Below are 22824 nucleotides of genomic sequence, written 5' to 3'. Positions count from 1 at the left end.
GGCCGATACCCGTTGAGCTGGGAAGACGGAGACCGTACATGACCACGTTCAAGCCCCGGGACGAGCCGCTCGCCTCGCCGCCGGAGCCGCCACGGCTCCGCCGCAAGGGCAGGCTCATCGCGGCCTGGCTGGCCTCGACCGATCACAAGGTGATCGGCTACATGTACCTGATCGCGTCGTTCGCCTTCTTCCTCTTCGCCGGTCTGATGGCGCTGGTCATCCGGAGCCAGCTGATCCAGCCGGACCTGCAGCTCGTCAGCCCGCAGCTGTACAACCAGCTGTTCACCATGCACGGCACGCTCATGATGCTGCTCTTCGCGACCCCGCTGTTCGCCGGGTTCGCGAACGTCATCATGCCGCTGCAGATCGGCGCGCCCGACGTCGCCTTCCCCCGGCTGAACGCGGTCAGCTTCTGGTTGTTCCTGTTCGGCGGGCTGATCGTGGCGAGCGGGTTCTTCACCGCCTACGGAGCGGCCGACTTCGGCTGGTTCGCCTACACGCCGCTGTCGGACTCGGTCTACAGCCCCATCACGGGCGGCGACCTGTGGATCATGGGGCTGGTGCTGGCAGGTCTGGGGACCATCCTCGGCTCGGTCAACTTCATCACCACGATCATCTGCATGCGCGCTCCCGGCATGACCATGTTCCGCATGCCGATCTTCACCTGGAACGTGCTGCTGACCAGCATGCTCGTGCTGATGGCGTTCCCGGTGCTGGCCGCCGCCCTGCTCGCGCTGGAGGCCGACCGCAGGTTCGGCACCCAGGTCTACCTGGCCGAGAACGGGGGGCCGATGCTCTGGCAGCACCTGTTCTGGTTCTTCGGCCACCCCGAGGTCTACATCATCGCGCTGCCGTTCTTCGGCATCATCACCGAGGTCATCCCTGTCTTCAGCCGCAAGCCCGTCTTCGGCTACATCGGGCTCGTGGGCGCCACCATCGCCATCGCCGGGCTGTCGATGACCGTGTGGGCGCACCACATGTTCGCGACCGGGCAGGTGCTGCTGCCGTTCTTCTCGTTCATGACGTTCCTCATCGCGGTGCCGACGGGCGTGAAGTTCTTCAACTGGGTCGGCACGATGTGGCGCGGGCACCTGAGCTTCGAGTCGCCGATGTTGTTCTCGGTCGGCTTCCTGGTGACGTTCCTCCTGGGCGGCCTGACCGGCGTCATCCTCGGTTCGCCGCCGCTCGACTTCCACGTCACCGACTCCTACTTCGTCGTCGCGCACTTCCACTACGTGGTGTTCGGCACCGTGGTGTTCGCCATGTTCGCCGGGTTCTACTTCTGGTGGCCGAAGATGACCGGCAAGATGCTCGACGACCGGCTCGGCGCCTGGCACTTCTGGACCCTGTTCATCGGCTTCCACACCACATTTCTCGTGCAGCACTGGCTGGGCGTGGCCGGGATGCCGCGGCGCTACGCCAGCTACAGCGCCATCGACGGGTTCACGGGCCTGCACCTGATCTCCTCGATCGGCGCCTTCATCCTCGGCCTGTCGACGCTGCCGTTCCTGTACAACGTCTGGCGTACGGCCCGCCGCGCCCCGCGCGTCACCGTCGATGACCCGTGGGGGTTCGGCAACTCGCTGGAATGGGCGACGTCCTGCCCGCCGCCGCGCCACAACTTCACGTCCATGCCCCGCATCCGTTCGGAACGGCCGGCGTTCGACCTGCACTATCCGCACATGTGGCACCCGCAGCACGACGCGGAGATCGAGCAGGCGAAGCGCGAGACCTGAGCGACGGCGACTTAGCGGCGGACGGCCGCGTCGAGGAACAGCTCCAGGTGTGAGGCGGCGCGACGCCTGCCCTCGTCGTGCAGGTCATCGGGGCCGTGCAGGTAGGTGAGCCGGATGAACACCAGCGGCGCCAGCAGTTCCCAGGCCAGCTCGCCGCCGTCCAGCTCGCCGGCGAGCAGCCGCGCGCGCACGCGCGGCGACAGCAGGCCGCGCGCGGCCCACCGGGAGAAGATCGGGCCGAGCGTCCGCGTGCCCTGGGAGATCATCTCGTTGACTACGCCGGGGTTGTCGGCGATCTCCTCGCGCAGCAGGAGCCGGCTGAACTTGCGCGCGGCCGGCTTCTCGAAGAACTCGATCACGCGGGCGACGCACTCGCGCAGGAACGTCTCGGGGTCGTCCGGCGTCGCCTCGGGGCCGGGGAACAGCTCCACGATCACCTGCCCCACCGCGCCGGGGCCGGCCGAGGCCAGCAGCTCGTCGTAGATCGCGCGCTTGCCGGCGAAGTGGCCGTAGAGGCCGGCGTCGCTGAGCCCGGCGGCTCGGGCGATCATGCGGACGGACGTTGCGGCGTAGCCCTTCTCGACGAACAGGTCGAGGGCGACCTCCAGCAGCACGGCCCGCGTGTCCTTGGCGTCTTCCTTGCGCGGCCGTCCCGCGCGGCGCGGCCTGCCCGTCGTGGTGCTCACACCGCCGATGGTAGGCGGTCCGGCGGGCGGCACCGCGCGGCGGACACGAGGGCCGGGACCGGTCAGGCCGGCCCCGGCCCAGGTGCGGAGGGGGTCAGGGACGCCCGGCTTCGGGGAGCTCGAACCAGACGGCCTCCTCGCCCGCCGTCATGGAGACACCCCAGCAGCAGGCCAGGCGGTCGAGCAGCTTCCGCGCCCGGCGAGCCGGACCGGGGCACTGCCCGACCTCGCACCTGCACCACCCGTCCTCGGCGGACAAGCTGATCACGATCTTGCCGGCGGTGTGCCGCAGCGCCTCGTCGACCAGCATGCCGACCAGTGTCTCGGCGGCCTCGACCCGGTCCCGCAGCCCCCACGCCCGCAGCCGGGTCGCGACCATCCGCCGGGCGCTCGGCACCGCCGACGGCGTCGCCGACAACTCCCAGGACACCGCCGGCTCGTCAGCGCCCCATCCGACCCACAGGGCCACATTGTCCCGAAACGCCAGAAATCGGTTCCCGGTCAGGGCATCCAGACTCATACGGGCGCTCTGCGGCTGTTCAGTGGCTCGCAGCATGTTCTGCGGCTGTTCAGTGACTCGCGGCATGGCCCCTCCCCTCTGGTGTGCACCTCACCAGCGTGCCTCCCGCCCACCGGGGAAAGGGAGGTGAGAAATCCCCGTATGGCTACCCATATACGGGAACGTAGGTACGTCGCGCGCCCCCGCCCCGTCGACCGCCGGCGGTCAGCGCGAGACCGCGGCGCGCCCGCGGGTCAGCAGCACCCCCAGCGCGATCATGCCGACGCCGAGGACCAGGTGGAGCCAGTTGTCAGCGGTGTTGAGCGGAACGAAGTTGGCCGCGCTCTCCTGGTTGACGAGCAGCCCGTACAGCCAGAGCACCAGGTAGACGATCCCGCCGACGATCAGGTAGGCGCGCGCGCCCGGCCACGACCGGGCCAGCGTGACACCGGCGATGCCGAAGAGCAGGTGCACGATGTTGTGCAGGATCGACACCTGGAAGATGCCGAGCAGCATCGCCTCGGAGTGGTGGCCGGCGAACTGGAGATCGCCGTAGTCGGTCGTGATGCCCGGGACGAAGCCGAGCACTCCGACGAGCAGGAACACCAGGCCGACGACCAGCGCGGCGAGTTGCACGGGCGAGCGCGTCGCCGACTTGTGCGAAGTACTCATGCTGAGCCTCCTTGACGTTGACCGGTTTCCCGCTACCCTCCCTCGGGCGGATAAGTCGCACCCACCTGGGCTCGCGTATCGTGTGGCGGTGCACGAGACCACAAGCGTTGGAGAGCCATGAGCACGGGTGTCAGACTGATCCGCAACGAGCGGCTGGCGCAGGACGTCGAATACGCCTACGCCTCGGCCGTGGACGCGCCGCTGCGCACCATCTGGGTGGCGGGCGCGTGCCCGCTCGACGCCAAGGGTGCGACGGTGGCGCCGGGCGACTACGCCGAGCAGGCTCACCAGGTGATGCGCAACCTCGTCACGGCGCTCGACGGCGCCGGGGCCGCGCTGACGGACATCGTCAAGACCACGGTCTACGTCGCCTCCTCCGACCAGGCCGACCTGGTGACGGCCTGGCGGGTCTACCGGGAGTACATGGGGACGCACGACGTGCCCAGCACCCTGCTGGGCGTCACCGTGCTGGGCTACGACCACCAGCTCGTCGAGGTCGAAGCGGTCGCCGTGATCGCCGGCGCCTAGCCTGGCCGAGGACGGGTACGTCCATGACGTACGGCCCTCACCAACCACCGCGCCCCCCGCAACACCCCGGCTTCGCACCGCCTCCCGTCGTGATCGACGTCGGCGGGGACGCCAGGGTCAGGGCGCTGATCGGCGGCTCCGTCGCGGGAGTGATCGGACTCATCTCGATCGTCTCGGCGCTCACCGGCCAGGTGGAGGGCGGCGCGGGCACCGCGGTCGTCGCCGGGATCCTCGGGCTGATCTTCCTGGGCATCGGCCTGCTGCCGGTCATCGCCTGGCGCAGGATCGGCCGGCCGCGCCGGCTCGTCCTCGACGCCGTCGGCGTGCGCTGGGACGATCCCCAGGGCAAGCCGTGGGCCGAGCTGTCCGGGGTCGGCATCTCGCGCACGCAGCAGCGCCGCGTCGAACTCGCCGACTCCATCATGCGCAAGACGATGGTCCGCCTCGACCTCTTCCCCGCCGACCCGGGCTTCCGCTCACGCCACCAGGAGATGGAGCACCTGTGGGAGTTCCACACGGTCAAGAACGGCTACCGGCTGCCGCTCGGCTCCAACCCGAAGTACATCCCGGTCATCGAGGACGGCATGCGGCGGTTCCGCCCGGCGGCGTACCTGTGGATCAAGGACGAGGGCTTCATGGTCGGCCTGGTCTGACGCCGCACGTCAGTCCCAGCCGTAGTCGAAGGGGATCCCGATGTCCAGCGACTGCGTGATGGTCAGCACCGGCTTGCCCTCCTTGCTGGTCACCGTGACGGGAATGGGCGTCCCGCACCCGATCTCGTAGCCGATCGAGAGCGGCACCGACTGCGGGTCGTAGTCGGGCTTGCACTGGCGTTGTGCCCTGGCCAGGGCCTGCCTGGCTTCGTTCTGCAGCTTCTTGTTGCCGGGCCACAGGTGGACCACCGCGATCTCGAAGGCGTCGGTGGCCAGGGCGGCGGTGTTCTTGACGGTGGTGCCCTGGTTCTCGGCGTGCGTCGAGGCCACGATGTCGACCTCGGTCATCGCGGCGCCCTTCGCGCTTCTTGCCCGGCTCGCAGGGCACCGGCGCCTCGGCCGCCTTCGGCGGGTCCGGCGTCGCGCTGGGCTCCTTCTCCCGCGTGCTGGGCCGGGTCGGCGCCACCTGCGCCACGGCGGGCTCGACCGGCCCTCGGTTCAGCACGACCACCACCACGACCGCCGCCGCCAGCACGCCCACGGCGGCCACGCAGCCGGCGACGATCCAGGGCGTGTGGTCCTGCTTCCTGCGCGGCGCCTGGTGCGGGAAGCGCGGGTCGCCCCCGCAGTGCCGCCCGTTCCACTGGTCCACCCACCATCCCGGCGCGTGCCTGTCGGCCTGGATCGGAGCTCCGCAGCGCGCGCAGGGACTCGCTGTCATGGTGATGTCGGTTTCCTTCCCCCGCCCGGCAGGCCGTACGGCTTCCCGCGCGACCCTAGGGCCGGGCGCGCCGGGCGGGGCCTCCTTTCGAGGATCCTCGAAGCATGTGCCGGGCCCGCTTCAGGGGCCGGCCTCGTCGTACTCGACCGCGTAGTCCATGTGGGCGCGGTCCTTGAGCGCGAACGCGGCGGCCACGCTGATCAGGCCGCAGATCGCCATGTAGACGGCGATGGCGAACGAGCTCTCATAGGTGGCGTACAGCCAGACGGCGATCAGCGGGGCCGGCCCGCCCGCCGTGACCGAGGCCAGCTGGTAGCCGAGCGAGGCGCCGCTGTAGCGTAACCGCCCGGTGAAGCTCTCGGCGATGAACGTGGCCTGCGGACCGTACTGGATGTCGTGGATGGGCGCCGCCGCCACGATGGCCAGGAAGACCAGCGCGGGCACGCGGGTGTCGAGCAGCGGCCAGTAGACGAACGACCAGACCACCATGGCCGCGGCGCCGATGATGTAGAGCCTCCGGCGGCCGACCACGTCGGAGATGTAGCCCCAGAACGGCACGGTGAACAGCGAGACGACGCCCGCGACGATGACGTACAGGTAGACGTCGCTCGCCTCGAAGCCGAGCGTCTTGGTGGCGTAGGTGAGGATGAAGACGGTGAAGATGTAGAACGGCGCCTGCTGACCCGTGCGCAGCAGGGCGCTCAGCACGATCTCCCGCCAGTTCTTCACGATGACCTGGCGTACGGGGACGCGCTCGACCTTGTTCTCCCGCAGGACCTTGGTGAAGACCGGCGTCTCCAGGATGCCGAGCCTGATGTAGAGGCCGACCCCGGCCATCACGATGCTGAGCAGGAACGGGATGCGCCAGCCCCAGTAGGGGTCGAGCGGCTGGAAGATCTGCAGCGCGAGATAGCCGAGCACGAGCCCGACAGGGACGCCGAACTGCGGCCAGCTGCCCAGGAACCCGCGCCGGCCGCCGCGCGTCTTGCCCCACTCGGTGGCGAGGAGCACGGACCCGCCCCATTCGCCGCCGACGCTGATGCCCTGGAGCAGGCGGAGCAGCGTCAGCAGGATGCCGCCCCAGATGCCGATCTGCGCGTACGTGGGCACCAGGCCGACGAGGGCGGTGGCGACGCCCATGGTCATGAGGGTGATGATGAGGGTGGCCTTGCGGCCGATGCGGTCACCGTAGTGGCCGAAGATCGCGGCGCCGATCGGGCGGGCGGCGAACCCGCCGAAGTAGGTGCCGAGGGCGAGCAGGAGGCCGGTCGTGGGGTCACTGGTGGGGAAGAACAGCTCCGCGAAGATGGTGCTGGCGGCGAAGCCGTACAGGAAGAAGTCGTACCATTCGATCGAGGTGCCGACGGCCGAGGCGATCACCGCCCGGACAACCTGCCGTCGCTTCTGCTGATCTGTCGCGTCGAGTCGCTGGTCCTCTGCCATCTACCGCTCCTCCGGTAGTGCCGCGTTATCCGCGACGCTACAGGACGTGTCGCCGATGGTCATCATGCTCTTTTCGCCGGTTTTCCCGTGCCTGCACGGGTTCGCGGCGGGCGGCGGTTGGACGGGGTCGTCACGGGTAGCGACTGGGCGATGACGGAGGTGCCGAAGGGGGTTGGGTGCGATGCGTCCCATCGTCTCTGCCATGGTCGCCGTGGCGCTGGCCGCCTCCGGGTGCTCGGCGGCCGAGATCGACAGGGTGCAGTGGCGTCCGCAGAACGACGGCGCCAACGCCGACGGTCAGGGCGGGGTGCGCCTGCGCAACGTCTTCCTCCTGGGTGGCGCCCACCCGGCCCAACCGCCGCCGCGGTTCCCTCTGTACGGCGTGCTGATCAACGCCGGGGACAGACCGCTGCAACTCGAACGGATCACCGTCGAAGGGGGCGGCACGGTGCGGTTGCCCGGCCCTGTCACCCTGCGGCCCGACCAGCCCGTCGGCACGGCCGAGCAGCCGCTCGCCACGGCCAGCGGGATCCGGGGTGGCCTGGTGCCGCTGACGTTCACCTTCCGCGGTGCGCCTCCTCTGCGCGTATCCGTGCCGGTCAAGCCGCGAACGGGTCATTTCGCCCACCTGGGGACCTCGCCCCCGGTCCCGCCGTCGCCCACGTCCGCCACCACCGCCCCGCCGGCCCCGGAGACGCCGCGCTAGCCGGGGCGGCCTGGGGCGTAGCCGGCGAATCCGCCGGCCAGCATGGCCAGGGCGCGGCGGGCGGCGGCGACGGCGCGCGGCCCGAGCTGGTCACCAGGCGTGCCGTCCAGCAGGCCGGCGCGCATCAGGGCGAGTGACTCCCGGTGCACGACCATCAGCGCCTCGGCGAGAAGCCGGGGACGCATGTCGTCGGGCGCCGCGCGCTGCTCCCCGGCGATCAGGGCGCACAGGGCGTCGGCGTAGCGGGCGTGGATCCGGCGCTCGCGGGCCCGCAGCGCCGGGCTGGCCGCGACAAGGGTCGCGAACATGCGCGCCCGCTCCCCCGACGCCGGGTCCGTCGCGAGGCGCCGGTAACGCCCGAGGAGGAAACGTTCGGCGGCGGCGAGCGCCGGCTCCCCGGCCGGCCGGGCGCGCACGCTCTCCAGCAGCTCCGCCTCGAAGGCCCGGTCCTCGCCGTAGACGAGGTCCTCCTTGGTCTCGAAGTGGTTGAAGACCGTCTTCTCCGTCACCCCCGCCGCCCTGGCGACCTCCGCCACGGTGACGGCGTCGAAACCCTGGCCGGCGAACAGCCGCAGGGCCGTCTCGGCGATGCGCCGCCTGGTCTCGCGCTTCTTCAGCTCGCGAACGCGCTCGACCATCCGTCGCCCCTTCGGTACAGTGACTGAAACTTACAGTCACTGTACCGAAAGGCCGACCATGCCGGTGCTCGCCGAGCTCGTCCCGATGCTGGCCAGGATCCAGGAAGCCCGTCAGCACGTACCGGACGCCTCCACCCCGGTCGCCGAGCGGCGCGCCGCCATCCATCGCGGCATGGACCAGCGGGCCGCCATGGTGGCGCGGCCCGCGCCTCCCGTGACGGTCACGGACCACGAGATCGGTGTCGACGGCGGGAGCATCACGGTGCGCGGCTACACGCCCGAACGTCCCGGGCCGCTGCCCTGCCACGTCTACGTCCACGGGGGCGGGTGGTGGCTCGGCGAGCTGCGCCACCGCGACGCCGTCTGCGGCCGCCTCGCCGCCGAGGCCGGCTGCGTGGTGGTCTCGGTCGCCCACCGGCTCGCGCCCGAGCACCGCTTCCCCGTGCCGGTCCACGACTGCCACACCGCCGTCCGGTGGGTCGCCGGCCAGGCGGACCTGCTCGGCATCGACCCCGCGCGGCTGTCGATCGGCGGCGACTCCTCGGGAGCCAACCTGGCCGCCGCCACCGCCCTCATGCTCCGCGACCAGGGCGGGCCCGCGCTGCGCGCCCAGGTGCTGGAGATCCCCGTACTCGACCTCACGGCCGGCCGGCAGGCCGTCGACCCGGGCACGGTCGTGCTGACGCCGGAAGAGCTGGCCGCGAACGTCGAGCAGTACTGCGCTCCGGAGCAGCGCCGGCACGCGTACGCCTCGCCGCTGCTGGCGGACGACCTGACCGGGCTGCCGCCCGCCCTGATCATGACGGCGGAGTACGACATCCTCCGCGGCGACGGCGAGTCGTACGCCCGGGCGCTGACCAGGGCGGGGATCGCGGCCCATGTGACCTGCTGGCCGGGGCACGTGCACGGGTCGCACGAGCTGACCGCGATGCTGGAGTCGGCACGGGAGTGGCAGGCGCGGGTCGCGGCGTTCCTGCGGGCCGCGCTCGCCGCCTGACAGGACCCCGGTGCGAGCTTCCGGATCAGCGGGTGCGGTAGAAGCGGACGTAGTCGAACTCGGCCTCGACCGCGGGCTGGGCCCCGCCGTGGGCGACCAGGCCGATGCGCGGGGACGTGTCCTTGCCGAACGTCCACACCCCGGCCCACGTCCACGCCTTGCCGTCACGGCTCGACCCGGCGCGGAACTCGTGTTCCCCGGTCTCCCGGTCCACGTGGTGGGCGAGCCGGAGCCAGGTCGTCCTCGCCGGGGCTCCGGCGATGTTCCCGCCGTACGACAGCCGGTCGGCGAACGGCAGCTCGCGGCCGTACTCCACCTGCCGGGTGTTCCAGATGGCCACCTGGGAGAGCCGGGCGAAGTCGTCGTCGGAGGCGTAGGCGACGAGGCCCGCCTGCTGGTGGTTGCGTACGGTGTCCTCGCCCAGGTCGAGCGTCACCTTGGTCTCCACGATGTAGTCGCCGCGCGGCGGCGTGCGCAGCAGCACGCTCGCCGAGTTGCCCGTTCCCACCAGGTCGCCGTTCTGCACCGGCCAGCGCAGCGCGCCGCCGGCGACGCGGGCGGCGGGGTCCTCGCGCACCCACTGCCAGGCGCGGTCCAGGGTGCCGAACTCCTCGGCGTCGAGCTTCCTGCCGGGCTCGGGGACGGGCGCCATGCGGGTGACCGGCTTGGCGAGCCGGGCCACGCTGACGTTGTCGAACTCCGCCGTGCCCTTGGCGACCAGCCCGAACGCGCCGGACAGCGGGACGGGCGAGTCCAGGCTCACGGTGGCCTGGGGGTCTCCGAGCCGGGCCGAGGTCACCTCGGCGATGATCGTCCTGCCCTTGACGGTGACGGCCAGGTTCCGCCAGGTGGAAGCGCCTCCCGGCAGCGTGGCCGTGCGGCGCTCGCCTCCCGCCGTGACGGTCAGGCCGGAGTCCGACACCACCGCGGTGGCCGCGCCGATCCGCAGTCCCGCCGTGCCACCGGGGCGCGCGTCGGCGAGCCGGAGGTCGGTCTCGGCCCGGCGGTCGCCGCCGAGGCCCTTCCTGGACGTCAGCGTCGCCTGCTCACCACCGTCATGCCGGACATATCCGTCCTGTACGGCCCAACCCTCGGTGTCACGCCACCCGGACAGGCCGCCGGAGAACCGTTCGTCGACGTGCCCGCTCGTCACGGGCCGCTCGGAGGAGCGTTCGGACGGTCCCGCCCCGGCGCGGACGACCGGCCAGCCGTCGATCCAGTCGAGCCGGTCGAGCAGCATGGGCCGCTCGTTGACGCCGTACGGCTCGTCCAGGAAGGGGTCGTCGCGGTCGATCGCGTGGTAGAGCATCCAGTCCTGCCCGGCCAGGTCGGTCAGCTGGGCGTGGTGGCCGACGCCGATCCAGCGGTTGCCGTTCTGCGCGACCACGGGGGTGCCGCCGGCGCGGGAGGCGAGCAGAGGCTGTCCCTCCCGGTCGGTGAACGGCCCGAGCGGGCTGGTGGCGCGCCCGGCCAGCACCGAGTAGCCGGTGGTGGGGCCGGCGCAGCAGTTCGCCGACGAGGCCAGCAGGTAGTAGTAGCCGTCGCGGCGCACGACGTACGAGCCTTCGAACTTGTTGTCCACGGCGACCTGGGTGGGCCGGCCGACGGGCCTGAGGCCGTCCGCGGACAGCTCGGTCACCCACACGCCGCCGAAGAATCCGCCGAAGTACAGGTACTTCTTGCCGTCCACGTCCGTGAACTGCGAGGGGTCGATCGTGTTCCAGTACGCGTCGCCGGACGGGCGCGGCGGAACCACCGGCTCGGGTGCGGGCGTCCACGGCCCCGTCGGCGTGGGCGCGGTGGCGGCGCCGATCGAGTAGTCCCATTGGTGTGGCGTGCCCGCCGAGTTGGTGACCGTGAAGTACATGACGTACCGGCCGTCGAGATAGCGGACGTCCGGCGCCCAGAGCAGGGTGCTCGGATCCGCGTACGACGGCAGGTCGTCCTCCCCGAACGCGTCGCCCACGTACGTCCACTCCACCAGGTCGCTGGAGCGGGCGATGGGCAGGCGGTGATGTTCGCCCTCTCCCTCGCGCAGCGGGTCGGAGGTGCCGTAGGAGTACCAGTAGCCGTCGAGCCCGCGGATCACGGCGGGGTCGGCGAAGGTGTCGGCGAAGTCCCGCGACACGGGATTGTCATAGGACGGGGCGCCCACCAGCGACAGGATGAGCGAGGCAACCGCTGCGATATGCATATATCAGCCTTTCAACCCACTGCGAGAGATGCCCTCGATGACGTAACGCTGGGTCAGCGCGAACAGGATCAGCACCGGAACGCTGGCCAGCACGGCGCCCGCCATGATCACCGGATAGTCGATCGTGTAGGCGCCCTGGAGGATGGACAGCCCTGGCGGGAGCGTGAAGTACTCCGGGCTGAAGATCACGAAGATCGGCCAGATGAAGTCGTTCCAGTTGGCCAGGAAGCTCAGCACCGCGAGCGTGGCCAGCGCGGGCTTCGACAGCGGCAGCGTGATCCTGGTGAAGATCTGCCAGTGGTTGGCCCCTTCGACCAGCGCGGCCTCGTCGAGCTCGCGGGGCAGGCCGAGGAAGAACTGGCGCAGGAAGAACACCCCGAACGCGCCCGCCGCGCCCGGCACGATCAGCGCGGTCAGGCTGTCGAGCCAGCCCAGCTGGTCGATGATCAGGAACTGCGGGATGAGGAAGACGAACCCCGGCACCAGCAGCGTGCCGACGATGACGGCGAACATCAGCCGCTTGCCCCGGAACTCCAGCCTGGCCAGCGCGTACGCGGCCAGCGACGACACCACGAGGACCAGCAGCATGTGCAGGGTGGCCGCGATCAGGCTGTTGGCGAACCAGCGCAGCACCGGCGTCTGCGTCGTGCCTTCGAAGAGGGTCCCGTACGCCCGGGTGACCGGCTCGGTCGGGAACAACGTCGGCGGCATCCTGGTGGCCTCCGACTGGCTCTTCAGCGAGGTGCCGAGCGCCCACAGCAGCGGCGACACGAACACCACGGCCAGCGCTGCGAGCAGCGTGTAGCGCTTCACGAGCGCCTCCTGAACAGGCGGAAGTTGAGCACGCTGACCAGGATCAGGGCGAGCGTCAGCACGTAGCTCATGGCCGCGGCGCTGCCCATCTTGTACTGGCTGAGACCCTGGTCGAGGATGTAGTAGATCGCCGTCCTGGTCTCACCGCCCGGCGCCCCCTGGGTCAGCAGGTACGACTGGCCGAACATGTTGGCCGAGGCCAGGATCGTCGTGGTGACCACGAACAACGCGACGGGCCGCAGGCCGGGCAGCGTCACGTGGCGGAACTCGGCCCACCTGCCGGCGCCGTCCACCTTGGCGGCGTCGTAGAGGTCGCGCGGGATGTCCTGCATGCCCGCGAGATAGATCACGCCGTTGAAGCCGATCGTCCACCAGACGGTCACGCCGACCAGCGCGATCCACGCCCAGGGGAGCGAGGTCGTCCAGCCGATGTCGGTGCCGAGCAGCCAGTCGACCAGGCCGAGGTTCGGGTCGAGCAGCAGCCGCCACATGAGGCTGACCACGGCCACCCCCAGCACGTACGGCGCGAAGAACAGCCCGCGGAAGAACGTCCGCCCCCTGAACGGCCGGTGGAGCAGCAGCGCCAGCCCGAGCGGCAGCACCACCAGGAACGGCACGCTGAACAGCGTGAAGATGCCGGTGGCCCGCATCGACATCCAGAAGTCGGCGTAGACCGCCGATTCCGGATCGAACAGGGCGGTGTAGTTGCCCAGCCCGACGAACGGCCTGGCCTCCAGCAGGTAGTCCCAGTCGTGCATGCTGATCCAGATCCCGTAGATCGCCGGGGCCAGCACGAACACGACGAAGAGCAGCAGGTAGGGGGCCAGGAAGAGGTAGGGGGTGGCGCGTCCCGACCGGGGAACGGCGGTGGCCGTGCGGGACGCGGCACCCTTCAGGGTGAGCGAGACCATCAGGCGCCGTACTTCTTCCGGTTCTGCTCAAGGATCTTGTCCGCCTTGGCCGCCGCCTCGGTGAGGGCGTCCTTGGGGCTCTTCTTCAGCAGGATCGCCGCGTTGACGGCCTGGTCGACCACCGCGGAGGCGTCGCCGATGCCGGCCACGGGCGGCAGGAAGTACAGGTGGTCGATCTGGGAGCCGATCGCCGCCTGCTCCTTCAGCTCTTTGAACTCCGCGCTCTCGCGGATGCTCTTGCGCGCGGGCACCTGCCCGGCCTTGGCCCACTCGATGGAGTGGCCGCTGATCCAGTTGATGAACACCTTGGCGGCGGTCAGCTTGTTCTGGTCGGGCCGGCGCTGCTTGAAGATCACGAACTGGTGCGAGCCGGCCCAGGCGGCGGGCTCGGTGCCGATCTGGGGCAGCGGCGCCACGCCCCACTCCAGGTCCTCGTGCTCCCGGAGCGTGTTGATGGACCAGATGCCGTTCCAGTTGAAGGCGGCCTTGCCGTTCTGAAGGGCGATGAAGTCGGCGTCCTGGCCCACGTTCTTCGGGCTGTAGCCCTTGTTGACCAGATCGACCAGCCAGGTGAGCGCCTGCACGCCGGGCTCCTCGGCGAAGCGGGAGACGCCGGCGTCGTCGGCGAACAGCCGGCCGCCGTTCTGGTGGAGCAGGCTGCCGAACTGCATGCTCCCGGTGAAGGGGAACGGCGTGGCCCAGTGACCCTGCACCCCGGCCTTCTTCAGGGTTTCCAGCGCGGCCAGGTATTCCTCGCCCGTCTTGGGCGGGTTGTCCGGGTCGAGCCCCGCCTTGGACAGGACGGTCTTGTTGTAGAACATGCCGAGCGGGTGCACGTCGAGCGGGATGGAGTAGCGCGCGCCCTTGTAGACGCCGGCCTGCCAAACGGGCGGCGAGAAGTCCGCCTCGGTCAGGCTGAGCGAGGCGGCCACGTCGTCGAGCGGCAGCACGACCTGCCGGGCGGCGTTGGTGGCCACGCTGTCGACGTGCATGATGCCGAGGTCGGGCCCCCTGCCTGCGGACACCGCCGCGGGCACCTTCGAGTAGTAGTCGGACCACTGATAGACGTTCATCGTGATCTTGATGTTCGGGTGGGCGCTGTTGAACTGCTCGACGAGCCGCTTCATGAAGGGCCCGTCGCCGCCGGTGAACCCGTTCCAGAAGGCGAGGGACACCGTGGGGCCCGTGTAGCTGGTGGGCGCCGCCGTGGCCGGTCCGCTCGACTGCTGGGCCGCCTGCTTCGGGCCGCCGCCCCCGCCGCATCCGGCGAGCACCATCGCTCCGAGGCCGAGGCCGAGCGCGCGTCGCCGGGTCAGGCTCTCCAGGGACATGTGAATCACTCCTGCCCATGTGATGTTGCCCCGTTCTACATCGTTGGTTCTAACGTTGTAAACCGGCAGCGCGAAAGTCGTTACAGCGTTGTAAACCGGGCACTGTAGGGTCATCGGCGGCGGAAGGGGACCGGAGTGCGGGCACGACTCAAGGACGTCGCGGAGCGCGCCGGAGTGTCCATCAAGACCGTCTCCAACGTGGTCAACGGCCATCCGCACGTGAGCGCGGCCACCAGGGAACGGGTGCAGGCCGCCATCGCCGAGCTGTCCTACCGGCCCAACCTGTCGGCCAGGAACCTGCGGTCAGGCCGCTCCGGCGTGGTCGCCCTGGCCGTGCCCGACCTGGACAACCCCTACTTCGCCGAGCTGGCCACCCACGTCATCTCCGCCGCCGGCCAGCGGGGCTGGACCGTGCTCGTCGACCAGACCCAGGGCGACCCGGACAAGGAGCGCCTCGTCGTCGGAGGCAGCCGGTCCCACCTGATCGACGGCCTGCTGTTCAGCCCGCTCGCCCTCGCCCAGCGCGCGCCCTCGGCGGCGACCGCCCGCCTGCGGCTGAAGGGCTACCGGCAGGCGCTGGCCGCCTGCGGTCTGGCGGCGGACCCGTCGCTCATCGCCCACGCCCCGGCGTGGCACCGGACGGGCGGGGCCGAGGCGATGGCGGCACTGCTGGGGGCGGACGCGCCCGACGCGGTCTTCTGCTTCAACGACGCCCTGGCGCTCGGCGCCCTGCGCACGCTGCTCTCGCGCGGATACCGGGTGCCGCAGGACGTCATGGTGATGGGCTTCGACGACATCGAGGACGGCCGTTTCGCCACGCCCTCGCTGTCGACCGTCTCCCCCGGCAAGGCGCTGATCGCCGAGTCGGCGGTGTCGCTGCTCGCCGACCGCCTCGCCGGCGCCACGGGCGAGCCGAGAGAGGTGCGCGTTCCCCACCGGCTGACGCCCCGCGAAAGCAGCTTGTCCGGCGCGTTCCCGTGACCGGCCCGTTCCTTCATCATGCCCCTCTGACCAGCGCGTTCATTTGTCCAACGTCCGCTGGACAATGTTCGGACATTGATGGCTTGGCAGGAGCCTGCGCGGCGGGCAACAGTGGTGGGGGAAAGCACCGCGACGGCAACCGGCCCTCGACGTCGTACGCGGCAGGACCAGGTGCTTCACCTGCTCCTACGGCGACGAGGGCATCCGCACCGTCACCGTCTCCTTCCCCCCACCGCTGCGGCGGCTGACACGCCGCTCCTGATCGCCTGGGCGCTCGCCGCCGAGGCGCCTCGGGGCCCCGGCCGAGTGAATTCGCGGTGGCATCCACCCGGCCGGGGCCCGCACCCGAGAGGGCTCCCGCCAGGGGTCCGGCCGGCCAGGACACCTTTGATAACCTCGTTCCGTCTGGACGTGGTGCGGTTCTGCAGCCGCATGGGCGCTCGACCGAAGCAGGGGTGGGATGGCGGAGTCCTCCGGACCGCAGGACGAAGGCACGGGATCCCGGCGAGGGCGCCGGGCGATCCGGCCTGACCCTGGCGCCGGTCCCGTCTCCCTGCTCGCCCACCGCCTCTGGGAGCTCAAGGGGGAGGCGGGCGACCCTTCGTTCGCCGACATGGCCGGCCGGCTCGGCGCGGCGGCCTCGAAGTCGTCGCTGGCGGCCGCCGCCCGGGGCAGCGCGCTGCCGAGCTGGGAGACGACGTGGGAGTTCGTCCGCGTCCTGGCGGTCGACCGGCTCGGCCGCGATCCCGAGCAGGTCAGGCGCGAGTGGCGGAGGCTCTGGGAGCAGGCGCAGGCCGGGGAGGCCGCCGAGGCCACGATCGAGGCCCGCATGCCCGATCAGCCCGAGCCACCCCCATCCACCCGTCCCTCCCCCACCGCCCCCGACCGCTCCTCGCAGCCCGGCTCCTCGCAGCCGGGCGAAGCCGCACCGACCGGTGGTTCCTCTCCGTCCGGCGCACCGCTCGACGGTCCCGGACCACCTCCCGATGGTTCCGCACCATCCTCCGGCGGCCCGGAACCGTCCTCCGGCCCGCGACCGGGCGCTCGCCGTACGCCGCCGGTCAGGAAGGCGACCGTGCTCGCCGCGGCGACCGGCGTGATCGGGGTCGCCGCCATCCTGCTCGGCTGGGTGCTGCCGCTGCTCGGAGGGAGCGACGAGAACGAACCCACGGCCCAGCCCACCCCGGCGCAGACCGTCTCGCCGCGCGACGACTCCGCCTTCGAAGGGGACGTGACCTTCCCCGACGGGAGCGTGGTGGAGCGGGGCGCCTCCTTCGACAAGGTCTGGCGCATCCGCAACGCGGGCACCGTCCCGTGGCAGGACCGCTATCTGACCCGCATGAACGACACCCCGTGCAAGGCGCCGGAACGGGTCGGGATCGGACCGGTGCTGCCCGGGGAGACGGTCGACATCAAAGTACGCGTGCGCGCCGCCGACTCCCCCGGCCGCTGCAAGATCTTCTGGAAGATGACCGACGAGGACGGCACCCCGCTGCTGGCCGGCAAGAAACCCGTCTTCCTCGACGTCACCGTGGCCTGAAGCCCGCGTCCCCGGCGCGGATGTGCTATTCCTCGGGGCAGAGGACTGCTTCCGCCGCCTGTTTGATCAGCGGTTCGACGGCGGGATCGTTGTGGGCCGTACCAAGCGTTACGGACACGACGAACTGCACACCGGTGTCTCGCGAACCGTAGGTGATGGCTTTGAAACTGGGTGCGCTGCCCGCCACGCTCCCGTATTCACCCCCGCAGACGCCCTTGTCGGAGGGCTCTTCTGAGGGAGGCGGGGCCGGCCGACCAGCGTTCAGTGCGTCCTTCTCCTCCTTCGTCAGCAGATCCTTGCCGAGCGCCAGGTGGAAGGCGCTCAGGTCGTCGGTGGTGGAGATCACCCCTCCGGCCGCGTAGCCGTAGCTCATGTTGAAGCGGTCGACGTCGTGCAGCTCGCCATTCTTGTCGGGGTAGTAGCTGTGCCCGTGCGGGCCCTTGATACGGCCGGGGAACGTGACCGGCAGGTAGGTGTCATCCATGTGCAGCGGGTCAAAGATGCGCCGCTCGAACTCCGCGGCCACCGAGTGATCGGTGAGGTCCTCGATGATCAGTCCGAGGAGGTAGTAGTTGGTGTTGGAATAGGAGAACTTCTCCCCCGGGTCCTGGGTCCGTGCCACCGCGCGTGACCTCTTGACCAGCTCCATCGGCGGATAGTAGGTGGTGAAGTCCAGGTAGTCGATCAGCGCGGGGGTGAACCAGTTGGGGATGCCCGAGGTGTGGTGAATCATCTGCTCCACGGTGATCTCGTCGGCCCGCTCCACCAGGTCCTTCTCCGCCACCTCGGGCAGCAGGTCGCTGAGCTTGTCGTCCAGGGAAAGCTTGCCCTCGCTGACCAGCTTCATGATGACGACCTGGGTCATGGCCTTGGTCTGAGATCCGGCCCTGAAACGGGCACCGGCGGGGATCTTGCCGCCCTTGTCGTTCAGCAGGCGGGTGCCGGCCGAGCCCTTGTCGATCTTCTTGCCGTCGATGTAGACGGCGCCGATCGCGCCGACCACTTTGGAGCTCTTCGCCAGCTCTGTCAGAGCCTTCTGCACGTCGCCGAGCCGTGGCCGGTCCGTGGCGGCCGCGGTAGCGGGTGTCGTGGCGCTCAGCGTCAGCATCGCGCAGGCCAGACCTGCCAGGCCGATCACCTTCACACGATCCACAAGCAAGATCCTTTCCTGTTACCGAAGCAGCCGGGACGATCTCCGCGTCAGGCATTCCGACGCCCTGGTCCGGCCGATGACGACAGGTTTAGACCTGCGGTGGTTTCTCCGCCGTTTCCGCCCGGCTCGAGCTGGGGCGATCCCCCGTTGCAGCACCCCCACCCCCGAGGAGGCCCCCATGCCACGATCCCTCCGTCTCATGCTCTCCTTAGCCGTCGGCCTCGCGATCCTGCTGGTCAGCTCGCCCGCGCAGGCCGCATCCATGGTCAGGGCGATCCGGTACGACGCGAGCCGCGCGGCCGAGTTCGTGAGCGCCGTGGACCGGGCGGCGCAGGTCTGGAACTCCAGCGTGTCGAACGTCCGGCTCGTCCGTGGCACACCCGCCGACTTCGTCGTGTACGCCGACAACGGCTGGCCGCGGGCGCTGCCCACCGGGCTGGGCCGCGGCACGATCTGGATGGGCCGGCAGGCGACCGGCCAGGGCTACGACCCGCTGCGCATCGCCGCCCACGAGATGGGCCACATCCTGGGTCTCCCGGACCGGCGCACCGGCCGGTGCTCTGACCTGATGTCGGGGTCGAGCGCGCCGGTGAGCTGCACGAACGCGAACCCGAGCAGCGCCGAGCGGGCCGAGGTCGACCGCAACTTCGCCGGCGCGACCCCGCGGATCGAGTTCGGCAGGCTGCACGTGGACCGCTGACCCTCCGTCCGGCCGGGTGGCCTGGAAGCCGAAGGACGTGGTGGGTGCGAGCGCGCCGTCTCCTCCTCATCGTCCAGCCCGCCCGCGGTGACGTGCCGTTCGTCGTCGACGCGGACGCCGGAGCACGGCTCGGAAGAGGGGCCGATCAACCCCTTTCCTGACAAGATCGTGCGATGTATGTTCAGGGCGAAGGAAAGTTTCAAGCATGGAGGAACGTTGGGCAAGAAGCTTCACATGCTGGCGTTACCGATCGCCGCCGCCGCTCTGGCCGCCCTGGCGACCCCGGCCCAGGCGGCCGACGGGTACGACCGGTGCCGTGACGGCTATTACTGCATGTTCTCCGGCCTCGACGGCACGGGCGACCTCATCGAGATCAACGCCGACACCCCCGACCTCGCCGCCCTGGGCATGGCCGACCGCGCCAAGTCCGACTGGAACCGTACCGACTCGTGGATCCACCTGTTCTCCGAGGCCGATTACGGCGGCTGCTCCGCGGTGACCAGCCCGCGCGACCAGGGGAACTTCTACCCCGACTTCCGCGACTTCTTCGACTCCGTCCGCTTCGACGGCCCGAACGGCCCGTCCTGCCAGACCACGCTCAAGGGCACCGTCACCGACTCGCACGGCTGATCAACGCCTGAGCGCCTCCAGGAAGCGGTCGGCCTCCGCGGCGAGCCGCCGCAGGTCGGCCGCCGGGTCCTGGGAGCGGGCCAGCAACATCCCGCCCTCGCACAGGGCACCGAAGACGAGCCGGGCGCGGACGGGCAGATCGCCGTCCGCGGCCTGGCCGCCCGCGACCGCCACGCGCAGGCCGTCGTGCAGGACCCGTAGCAGGTGATCGTGCTCGATCGCCCGGACGGTCTCCCAGCTCAGCACCGACGGCGCGTCCAGCAGCACGATCTGCCGGAACCCCGGGTCGAGGCAGTGCTCCAAGAAGGTGCGGCAACCGCGCCGCAGCGCCTCCATCGGCTCGCGTTCCTCGCCCGCCGCCCGTTCCAGCGCGGCGGAGACCTCCTCCAGCTCGCGCACGAACGCGGCGCGGAACAGGGCGACCTTGCCGCCGAAGTGGTGGTAGGCGGCTCCCTTGGTGACGCCCGCGGCGGCGGCCACCGCGTCGATCGACGTGGACGCGTACCCCCCGGCGCCGAACATCTGGCGAGCGGCTCGCACCAGCCGCCCCGTGGTCTCGTCCGAGCGCTCTGCCTGCGTGCGGCCGACCATCGTTCTCCCCTTGACTTGCATACTCGCGGTACGTAACTTCGAGGCTAGTTACGTACCCTCAGTATGGAACATGGAGGCGAGCCGTGTCCGCAGCGCAGCACATCGCCGTCTACGGCGCCACCGGCCACACCGGGCGCCTCGTGGCGGCCGAGCTCCATGCCCGCGGCCACGAGGTCATCCTGGCCGGGCGCGACGAGGGCGGGCTGAAGGCCCTGTCCGGCGAGCTCGGCGGCGCGCCCGTGCACCGGGCCGCGCTCGACGACCCCGCCGCGTTACGACGGCTCGCCGAACGGGCCGCCGTGCTGATCCACTGCGCGGGCCCCTTCACGCACACCGGCGGGCCCGTCGCCACCGCCGCGGCCGAAGGCGGCTGCCACTACGTGGACCACGCCCTGGAGCAGCACCACACGAAGTGGATGTTCGACGCCATGTCCGAGCCGGCCAGGCGGGCGGGCATCACCATGGTCACGGCGATGAGCTTCTACGGCGGCCTGGGAGACCTGCTCGCCGGCGCCGTGGCGGCGGGCGTGACGGGCGTCGACCGGGTGATCACCGCGTACGCGGTGAGCGGCTGGCGGCTGACCACGGGCGCCAGGAGCACGGCGGAGCTGTTGTTCGCCGACACCCGGCGCATCACCTACACCGACGGCGCCCAGCACATCGGCTACGTCGAGCCGCGCAACGCCGTCTTCCCCTTCCCCCCGCCGCTCGGCCCGCGCACGATGATCGCGCCCGTCCCGTTCTCCGAGGTGCTGACCGTGCCCAGGCACGTGCCGGCGCGGCAGGTCGAGGCGCAGCTCACGGCGCACACGTTTCAGGAGGAGCAGGCGTTCGGCAGCGAGCACGTCGACGCCGCCACCAGGGCGGGCTCCGACTTCACCGTGGCCGCACAGGTGATCACCGAGGACGGGGGCCGCGCGGGGCGGGCGAGCGGCCGCGACCTGTGGCGGATGAGCGCGCTGACCTCCGTGGAGGCCGCCGTGCGCCTGGCCGGCGGCGCCGGCCCCGGCTCCCCCGGCGTGTACGGCCCGGCCGAGGCGTTCCCCGCCGGGCCGTTCCTGCGCGACCTGGAGCGGCTCGGGCTGTTCACCCTGACCCTGCCGGAGGAACGATGATCCTCGTCACGGGTGCGGCGGGCGGGCCGCAGGGATCCACCGGCCGGCGCGTCGCCGAGTTGCTGCTGGAATGCGGCGCGCAGGTGCGGGCGTTCGTGCGCTCCGACGACCACCGGGCCGCCGAGCTGCGCGAGCGCGGCGCGGAAGTGGTGGTCGGCGACCTGCGGGAGATCACCTCGGTACGGCCGGCCCTGCGCGGCGTGCGCCGGGCGTTCCTCACCTACCCGGTGACGGCGGGCCTGCTGGACGCCACGGCCGTGCTGGCGGCGGCGGCCAGGGAGGAAGGGCTGGAACGGGTCGTCGAGGTGTCGCAGCTGGACGCCTCACCCGAGGCGCTGACGCCCCGCATGCGCCGGCACTGGGTGGCCGAGCAGGTCCTCGACCGGGCCGGAGTGGGCGCGGTGCACCTGCGGGCCGCGGTCTTCTTCGAGAACCTGGCCGTGGCCGCCGAGGGCGACCGGCTGGCGCTCCCGCTGGGGCCGCGCGACACGCGGATCCCCCTCGTCGCCGCCGCCGACGTGGCCAGGGTTGCGGCCGGCCTGCTGCTCGACCCGGCGCCCGCCGACCCAGTGTGCCTGGTGACGGGGCAGATGGCGACGATCGGCGAGGTGGCCGACGCCTTCGGGGCGGAGTACGCCGACGTGCCGCCCGAGGAGTGGGAGGCCAGGGCCATGAAGGTCTACGGCGACCCGTACACGGTCGAGCACCTGACGCACCTGTGGGCGATCTTCCGCCTCATCGGGTCCGGCGACCACCCGCTCTACCGGGTCACCGAGAGCATCGAGCGCTACGGCGGCCGGCCGGCGACCACGCTGCGCGAGTTCCGGCGCTGATCGCCGCGGGCGCCGCCGGGAGGGTGGCGCCCGCGGCTGCCCGTCAGACGCCGAACGGAGGCGCGTAGCGGATCGTGCCGGACGGCAGCGGCGCACCGTCCAGCGACAGGGCCATCAACGCCTCGTCAGGCACGTCGAAGGTGACGCCGATGCCGTGGCGGGAGGCGATGGTGAAGCCGAAACGGGGATAGTACGGGGGGTGCCCGAGCACGATCACGGCACTTTCGCCGCGTTCCCGCGCCTCCCGCAGCGCGTCCTCGACGACCAGCGTGCCCAGCCCCTGGCGCTGCGTCTCGGGCAGGACCGCGACCGGGCCCAGGGCGAGCGCGGGTGTCTCGCCGACGAGGCAGCGGGTGAGCAGGGCGTGGGCGACGACACGGCCACCGGAGACCGCCACCCGTGACAGGGCGGGCATCCAGGCCGGGTCGCGGCGGAGCGCCTCGACGAGGTCGGCCTCCTCCGGCCTGCCGAAGGCGGCCGCGGTCACGGCCCTGATGGCTGCCACGTCACCGGCCTTCTCGGCGCGCAGGGTGAGATCGTCGGTCATGCGTGTGCTCCAGTCGTGTGCGGCGGGCAGGGTGAGGTGGACGTCGTCGCATCCGCGAACAGGGATGGATCGAACAACGGAGAAGCCCTTCTCAGAGGGAGGACTCCCGCGCCGGCGCGCAGGGCGGGGCCCGCGTGACACCACGCGGCGACCCGGCTCAGCTGCGGTGACCGGCTCCCAGGGAGCCCGGACGGGCAGAGGAACGG

25 protein-coding genes are annotated in these 22824 nt (G+C 71.0%); 12 read left to right on the top strand and 13 right to left on the bottom strand.

Annotated elements, in window-relative coordinates; translation table 11 throughout:
• Nucleotides 1–38: 38 nt before the first annotated feature.
• Nucleotides 39–1736: an aa3-type cytochrome oxidase subunit I gene (gene ctaD, locus ACTWPV_RS04015; protein WP_443150633.1), complete on the top strand. Its 1698-nt coding sequence runs from the start codon at nucleotides 39–41 to the stop codon at nucleotides 1734–1736.
• An 11-nt stretch (nucleotides 1737–1747) separates the two neighbouring features.
• Here ctaD and ACTWPV_RS04010 read toward each other — a convergent pair whose 3' ends face one another.
• The 3 genes from ACTWPV_RS04010 to ACTWPV_RS04000 all read right to left on the bottom strand — a co-directional run bounded on the left by ACTWPV_RS04010 (nucleotide 1748) and on the right by ACTWPV_RS04000 (nucleotide 3593).
• Nucleotides 1748–2422 (bottom strand): TetR/AcrR family transcriptional regulator, encoded by a 675-nt coding sequence (locus tag ACTWPV_RS04010; RefSeq protein WP_443150632.1) that lies wholly within the window; start codon nucleotides 2420–2422, stop codon nucleotides 1748–1750.
• A 94-nt stretch (nucleotides 2423–2516) separates the two neighbouring features.
• Nucleotides 2517–2852: a hypothetical protein gene (locus ACTWPV_RS04005; protein ID WP_347642143.1), complete on the bottom strand. Its 336-nt coding sequence runs from the start codon at nucleotides 2850–2852 to the stop codon at nucleotides 2517–2519.
• Between the two features lie 294 nt (nucleotides 2853–3146).
• Complete coding sequence (locus ACTWPV_RS04000; protein ID WP_347642142.1) at nucleotides 3147–3593, bottom strand: DUF4383 domain-containing protein; 447 nt, start codon at nucleotides 3591–3593, stop codon at nucleotides 3147–3149.
• 117 nt (nucleotides 3594–3710) lie between these two features.
• Between ACTWPV_RS04000 and ACTWPV_RS03995 the strand changes: the two genes are divergently transcribed.
• Both ACTWPV_RS03995 and ACTWPV_RS03990 read left to right on the top strand, forming a co-directional pair.
• The gene (locus tag ACTWPV_RS03995) at nucleotides 3711–4121 is read left to right on the top strand and encodes a RidA family protein (RefSeq protein ID WP_347642141.1); all 411 of its coding nucleotides are present in this window, start codon (nucleotides 3711–3713) and stop codon (nucleotides 4119–4121) included.
• Nucleotides 4122–4210: 89 nt separating this feature from the next.
• Entirely contained in the window at nucleotides 4211–4774 is a 564-nt protein-coding gene (locus ACTWPV_RS03990) for a hypothetical protein (RefSeq protein ID WP_443150631.1), read from the top strand.
• Nucleotides 4775–4783: 9 nt separating this feature from the next.
• On the opposite strand, the gene ACTWPV_RS03985 is transcribed toward ACTWPV_RS03990, so the two are convergent.
• Nucleotides 4784–5122 (bottom strand): hypothetical protein, encoded by a 339-nt coding sequence (locus ACTWPV_RS03985; RefSeq protein WP_443150630.1) that lies wholly within the window; start codon nucleotides 5120–5122, stop codon nucleotides 4784–4786.
• A 20-nt stretch (nucleotides 5123–5142) separates the two neighbouring features.
• On the opposite strand from ACTWPV_RS03985, the gene ACTWPV_RS03980 reads away from it, so the two are divergent.
• Nucleotides 5143–5649, top strand: a complete 507-nt coding sequence (locus ACTWPV_RS03980; protein WP_443150629.1) for a hypothetical protein — start codon at nucleotides 5143–5145, stop codon at nucleotides 5647–5649.
• Here the strand turns inward: ACTWPV_RS03980 and ACTWPV_RS03975 are convergent.
• Complete coding sequence (locus ACTWPV_RS03975) at nucleotides 5616–6938, bottom strand: MFS transporter (RefSeq protein ID WP_347642138.1); 1323 nt, start codon at nucleotides 6936–6938, stop codon at nucleotides 5616–5618. The genes ACTWPV_RS03980 and ACTWPV_RS03975 overlap by 34 nt on opposite strands.
• A 181-nt stretch (nucleotides 6939–7119) precedes the next feature.
• Here ACTWPV_RS03975 and ACTWPV_RS03970 point away from each other — a divergent pair, with 181 nt between their 5' ends.
• Entirely contained in the window at nucleotides 7120–7644 is a 525-nt protein-coding gene (locus tag ACTWPV_RS03970) for a hypothetical protein (protein WP_347642137.1), read from the top strand.
• Here the strand turns inward: ACTWPV_RS03970 and ACTWPV_RS03965 are convergent.
• On the bottom strand, nucleotides 7641–8282 hold the full coding sequence (locus ACTWPV_RS03965) for a TetR/AcrR family transcriptional regulator (RefSeq protein ID WP_443150628.1): 642 nt from the start codon (nucleotides 8280–8282) through the stop codon (nucleotides 7641–7643). The two genes, ACTWPV_RS03970 and ACTWPV_RS03965, sit on opposite strands and share 4 nt — an antisense overlap.
• A gap of 58 nt (nucleotides 8283–8340) precedes the next feature.
• Here ACTWPV_RS03965 and ACTWPV_RS03960 point away from each other — a divergent pair, with 58 nt between their 5' ends.
• Complete coding sequence (locus ACTWPV_RS03960) at nucleotides 8341–9279, top strand: alpha/beta hydrolase (RefSeq protein ID WP_443150627.1); 939 nt, start codon at nucleotides 8341–8343, stop codon at nucleotides 9277–9279.
• Between the two features lie 25 nt (nucleotides 9280–9304).
• Here the strand turns inward: ACTWPV_RS03960 and ACTWPV_RS03955 are convergent, their stop codons facing one another.
• Genes ACTWPV_RS03955 through ACTWPV_RS03940 form a run of 4 tightly spaced genes read right to left on the bottom strand, consistent with a single transcriptional unit; the run spans nucleotide 9305 to nucleotide 14528 of the window.
• On the bottom strand, nucleotides 9305–11473 hold the full coding sequence (locus ACTWPV_RS03955; RefSeq protein WP_443150626.1) for a family 43 glycosylhydrolase: 2169 nt from the start codon (nucleotides 11471–11473) through the stop codon (nucleotides 9305–9307).
• Nucleotides 11474–11476: 3 nt separating this feature from the next.
• Nucleotides 11477–12286 (bottom strand): carbohydrate ABC transporter permease, encoded by an 810-nt coding sequence (locus tag ACTWPV_RS03950; protein WP_347642133.1) that lies wholly within the window; start codon nucleotides 12284–12286, stop codon nucleotides 11477–11479.
• Nucleotides 12283–13197 (bottom strand): carbohydrate ABC transporter permease, encoded by a 915-nt coding sequence (locus ACTWPV_RS03945; RefSeq protein WP_347642132.1) that lies wholly within the window; start codon nucleotides 13195–13197, stop codon nucleotides 12283–12285. Before ACTWPV_RS03945 ends, ACTWPV_RS03950 begins: the two co-directional genes overlap by 4 nt.
• Nucleotides 13197–14528: an ABC transporter substrate-binding protein gene (locus ACTWPV_RS03940; RefSeq protein ID WP_347642131.1), complete on the bottom strand. Its 1332-nt coding sequence runs from the start codon at nucleotides 14526–14528 to the stop codon at nucleotides 13197–13199. The genes ACTWPV_RS03945 and ACTWPV_RS03940 overlap by 1 nt, the downstream gene beginning before the upstream one ends.
• Nucleotides 14529–14663: 135 nt before the next feature.
• On the opposite strand from ACTWPV_RS03940, the gene ACTWPV_RS03935 reads away from it, so the two are divergent.
• Nucleotides 14664–15509: a LacI family DNA-binding transcriptional regulator gene (locus ACTWPV_RS03935; protein WP_443150625.1), complete on the top strand. Its 846-nt coding sequence runs from the start codon at nucleotides 14664–14666 to the stop codon at nucleotides 15507–15509.
• Nucleotides 15510–15969: 460 nt separating this feature from the next.
• Nucleotides 15970–17049, top strand: coding sequence for an NBR1-Ig-like domain-containing protein (locus ACTWPV_RS03930; RefSeq protein ID WP_443150624.1), 1080 nt, complete (start codon nucleotides 15970–15972; stop codon nucleotides 17047–17049).
• 25 nt (nucleotides 17050–17074) lie between these two features.
• On the opposite strand, the gene ACTWPV_RS03925 is transcribed toward ACTWPV_RS03930, so the two are convergent.
• On the bottom strand, nucleotides 17075–18202 hold the full coding sequence (locus ACTWPV_RS03925; RefSeq protein ID WP_443150623.1) for a serine hydrolase domain-containing protein: 1128 nt from the start codon (nucleotides 18200–18202) through the stop codon (nucleotides 17075–17077).
• A 178-nt stretch (nucleotides 18203–18380) separates the two neighbouring features.
• Between ACTWPV_RS03925 and ACTWPV_RS03920 the strand changes: the two genes are divergently transcribed.
• Complete coding sequence (locus ACTWPV_RS03920) at nucleotides 18381–18902, top strand: snapalysin family zinc-dependent metalloprotease (protein WP_443150622.1); 522 nt, start codon at nucleotides 18381–18383, stop codon at nucleotides 18900–18902.
• A 234-nt stretch (nucleotides 18903–19136) separates the two neighbouring features.
• Nucleotides 19137–19532, top strand: coding sequence for a peptidase inhibitor family I36 protein (locus tag ACTWPV_RS03915; RefSeq protein ID WP_347642124.1), 396 nt, complete (start codon nucleotides 19137–19139; stop codon nucleotides 19530–19532).
• Here the strand turns inward: ACTWPV_RS03915 and ACTWPV_RS03910 are convergent, their stop codons facing one another.
• Entirely contained in the window at nucleotides 19533–20123 is a 591-nt protein-coding gene (locus ACTWPV_RS03910) for a TetR/AcrR family transcriptional regulator (protein ID WP_443150621.1), read from the bottom strand.
• 83 nt (nucleotides 20124–20206) lie between these two features.
• Here ACTWPV_RS03910 and ACTWPV_RS03905 point away from each other — a divergent pair, with 83 nt between their 5' ends.
• Both ACTWPV_RS03905 and ACTWPV_RS03900 read left to right on the top strand, forming a co-directional pair.
• The gene (locus ACTWPV_RS03905) at nucleotides 20207–21238 is read left to right on the top strand and encodes a saccharopine dehydrogenase NADP-binding domain-containing protein (protein ID WP_443150620.1); all 1032 of its coding nucleotides are present in this window, start codon (nucleotides 20207–20209) and stop codon (nucleotides 21236–21238) included.
• On the top strand, nucleotides 21235–22071 hold the full coding sequence (locus tag ACTWPV_RS03900; RefSeq protein ID WP_443150619.1) for an NAD(P)H-binding protein: 837 nt from the start codon (nucleotides 21235–21237) through the stop codon (nucleotides 22069–22071). Before ACTWPV_RS03905 ends, ACTWPV_RS03900 begins: the two co-directional genes overlap by 4 nt.
• Before the next feature lie 43 nt (nucleotides 22072–22114).
• Here the strand turns inward: ACTWPV_RS03900 and ACTWPV_RS03895 are convergent, their stop codons facing one another.
• Nucleotides 22115–22618, bottom strand: a complete 504-nt coding sequence (locus ACTWPV_RS03895) for a GNAT family N-acetyltransferase (RefSeq protein ID WP_443150618.1) — start codon at nucleotides 22616–22618, stop codon at nucleotides 22115–22117.
• Between the last annotated feature and the right edge of the window lie 206 nt (nucleotides 22619–22824).

This window comes from Nonomuraea sp. KM88, from assembly GCF_052245635.1.
GTDB lineage: Bacteria > Actinomycetota > Actinomycetes > Streptosporangiales > Streptosporangiaceae > Nonomuraea.
The sequence above is the reverse complement of the archived record's forward strand: the minus strand, read 5'-3'. Positions and strand labels throughout refer to the sequence as shown.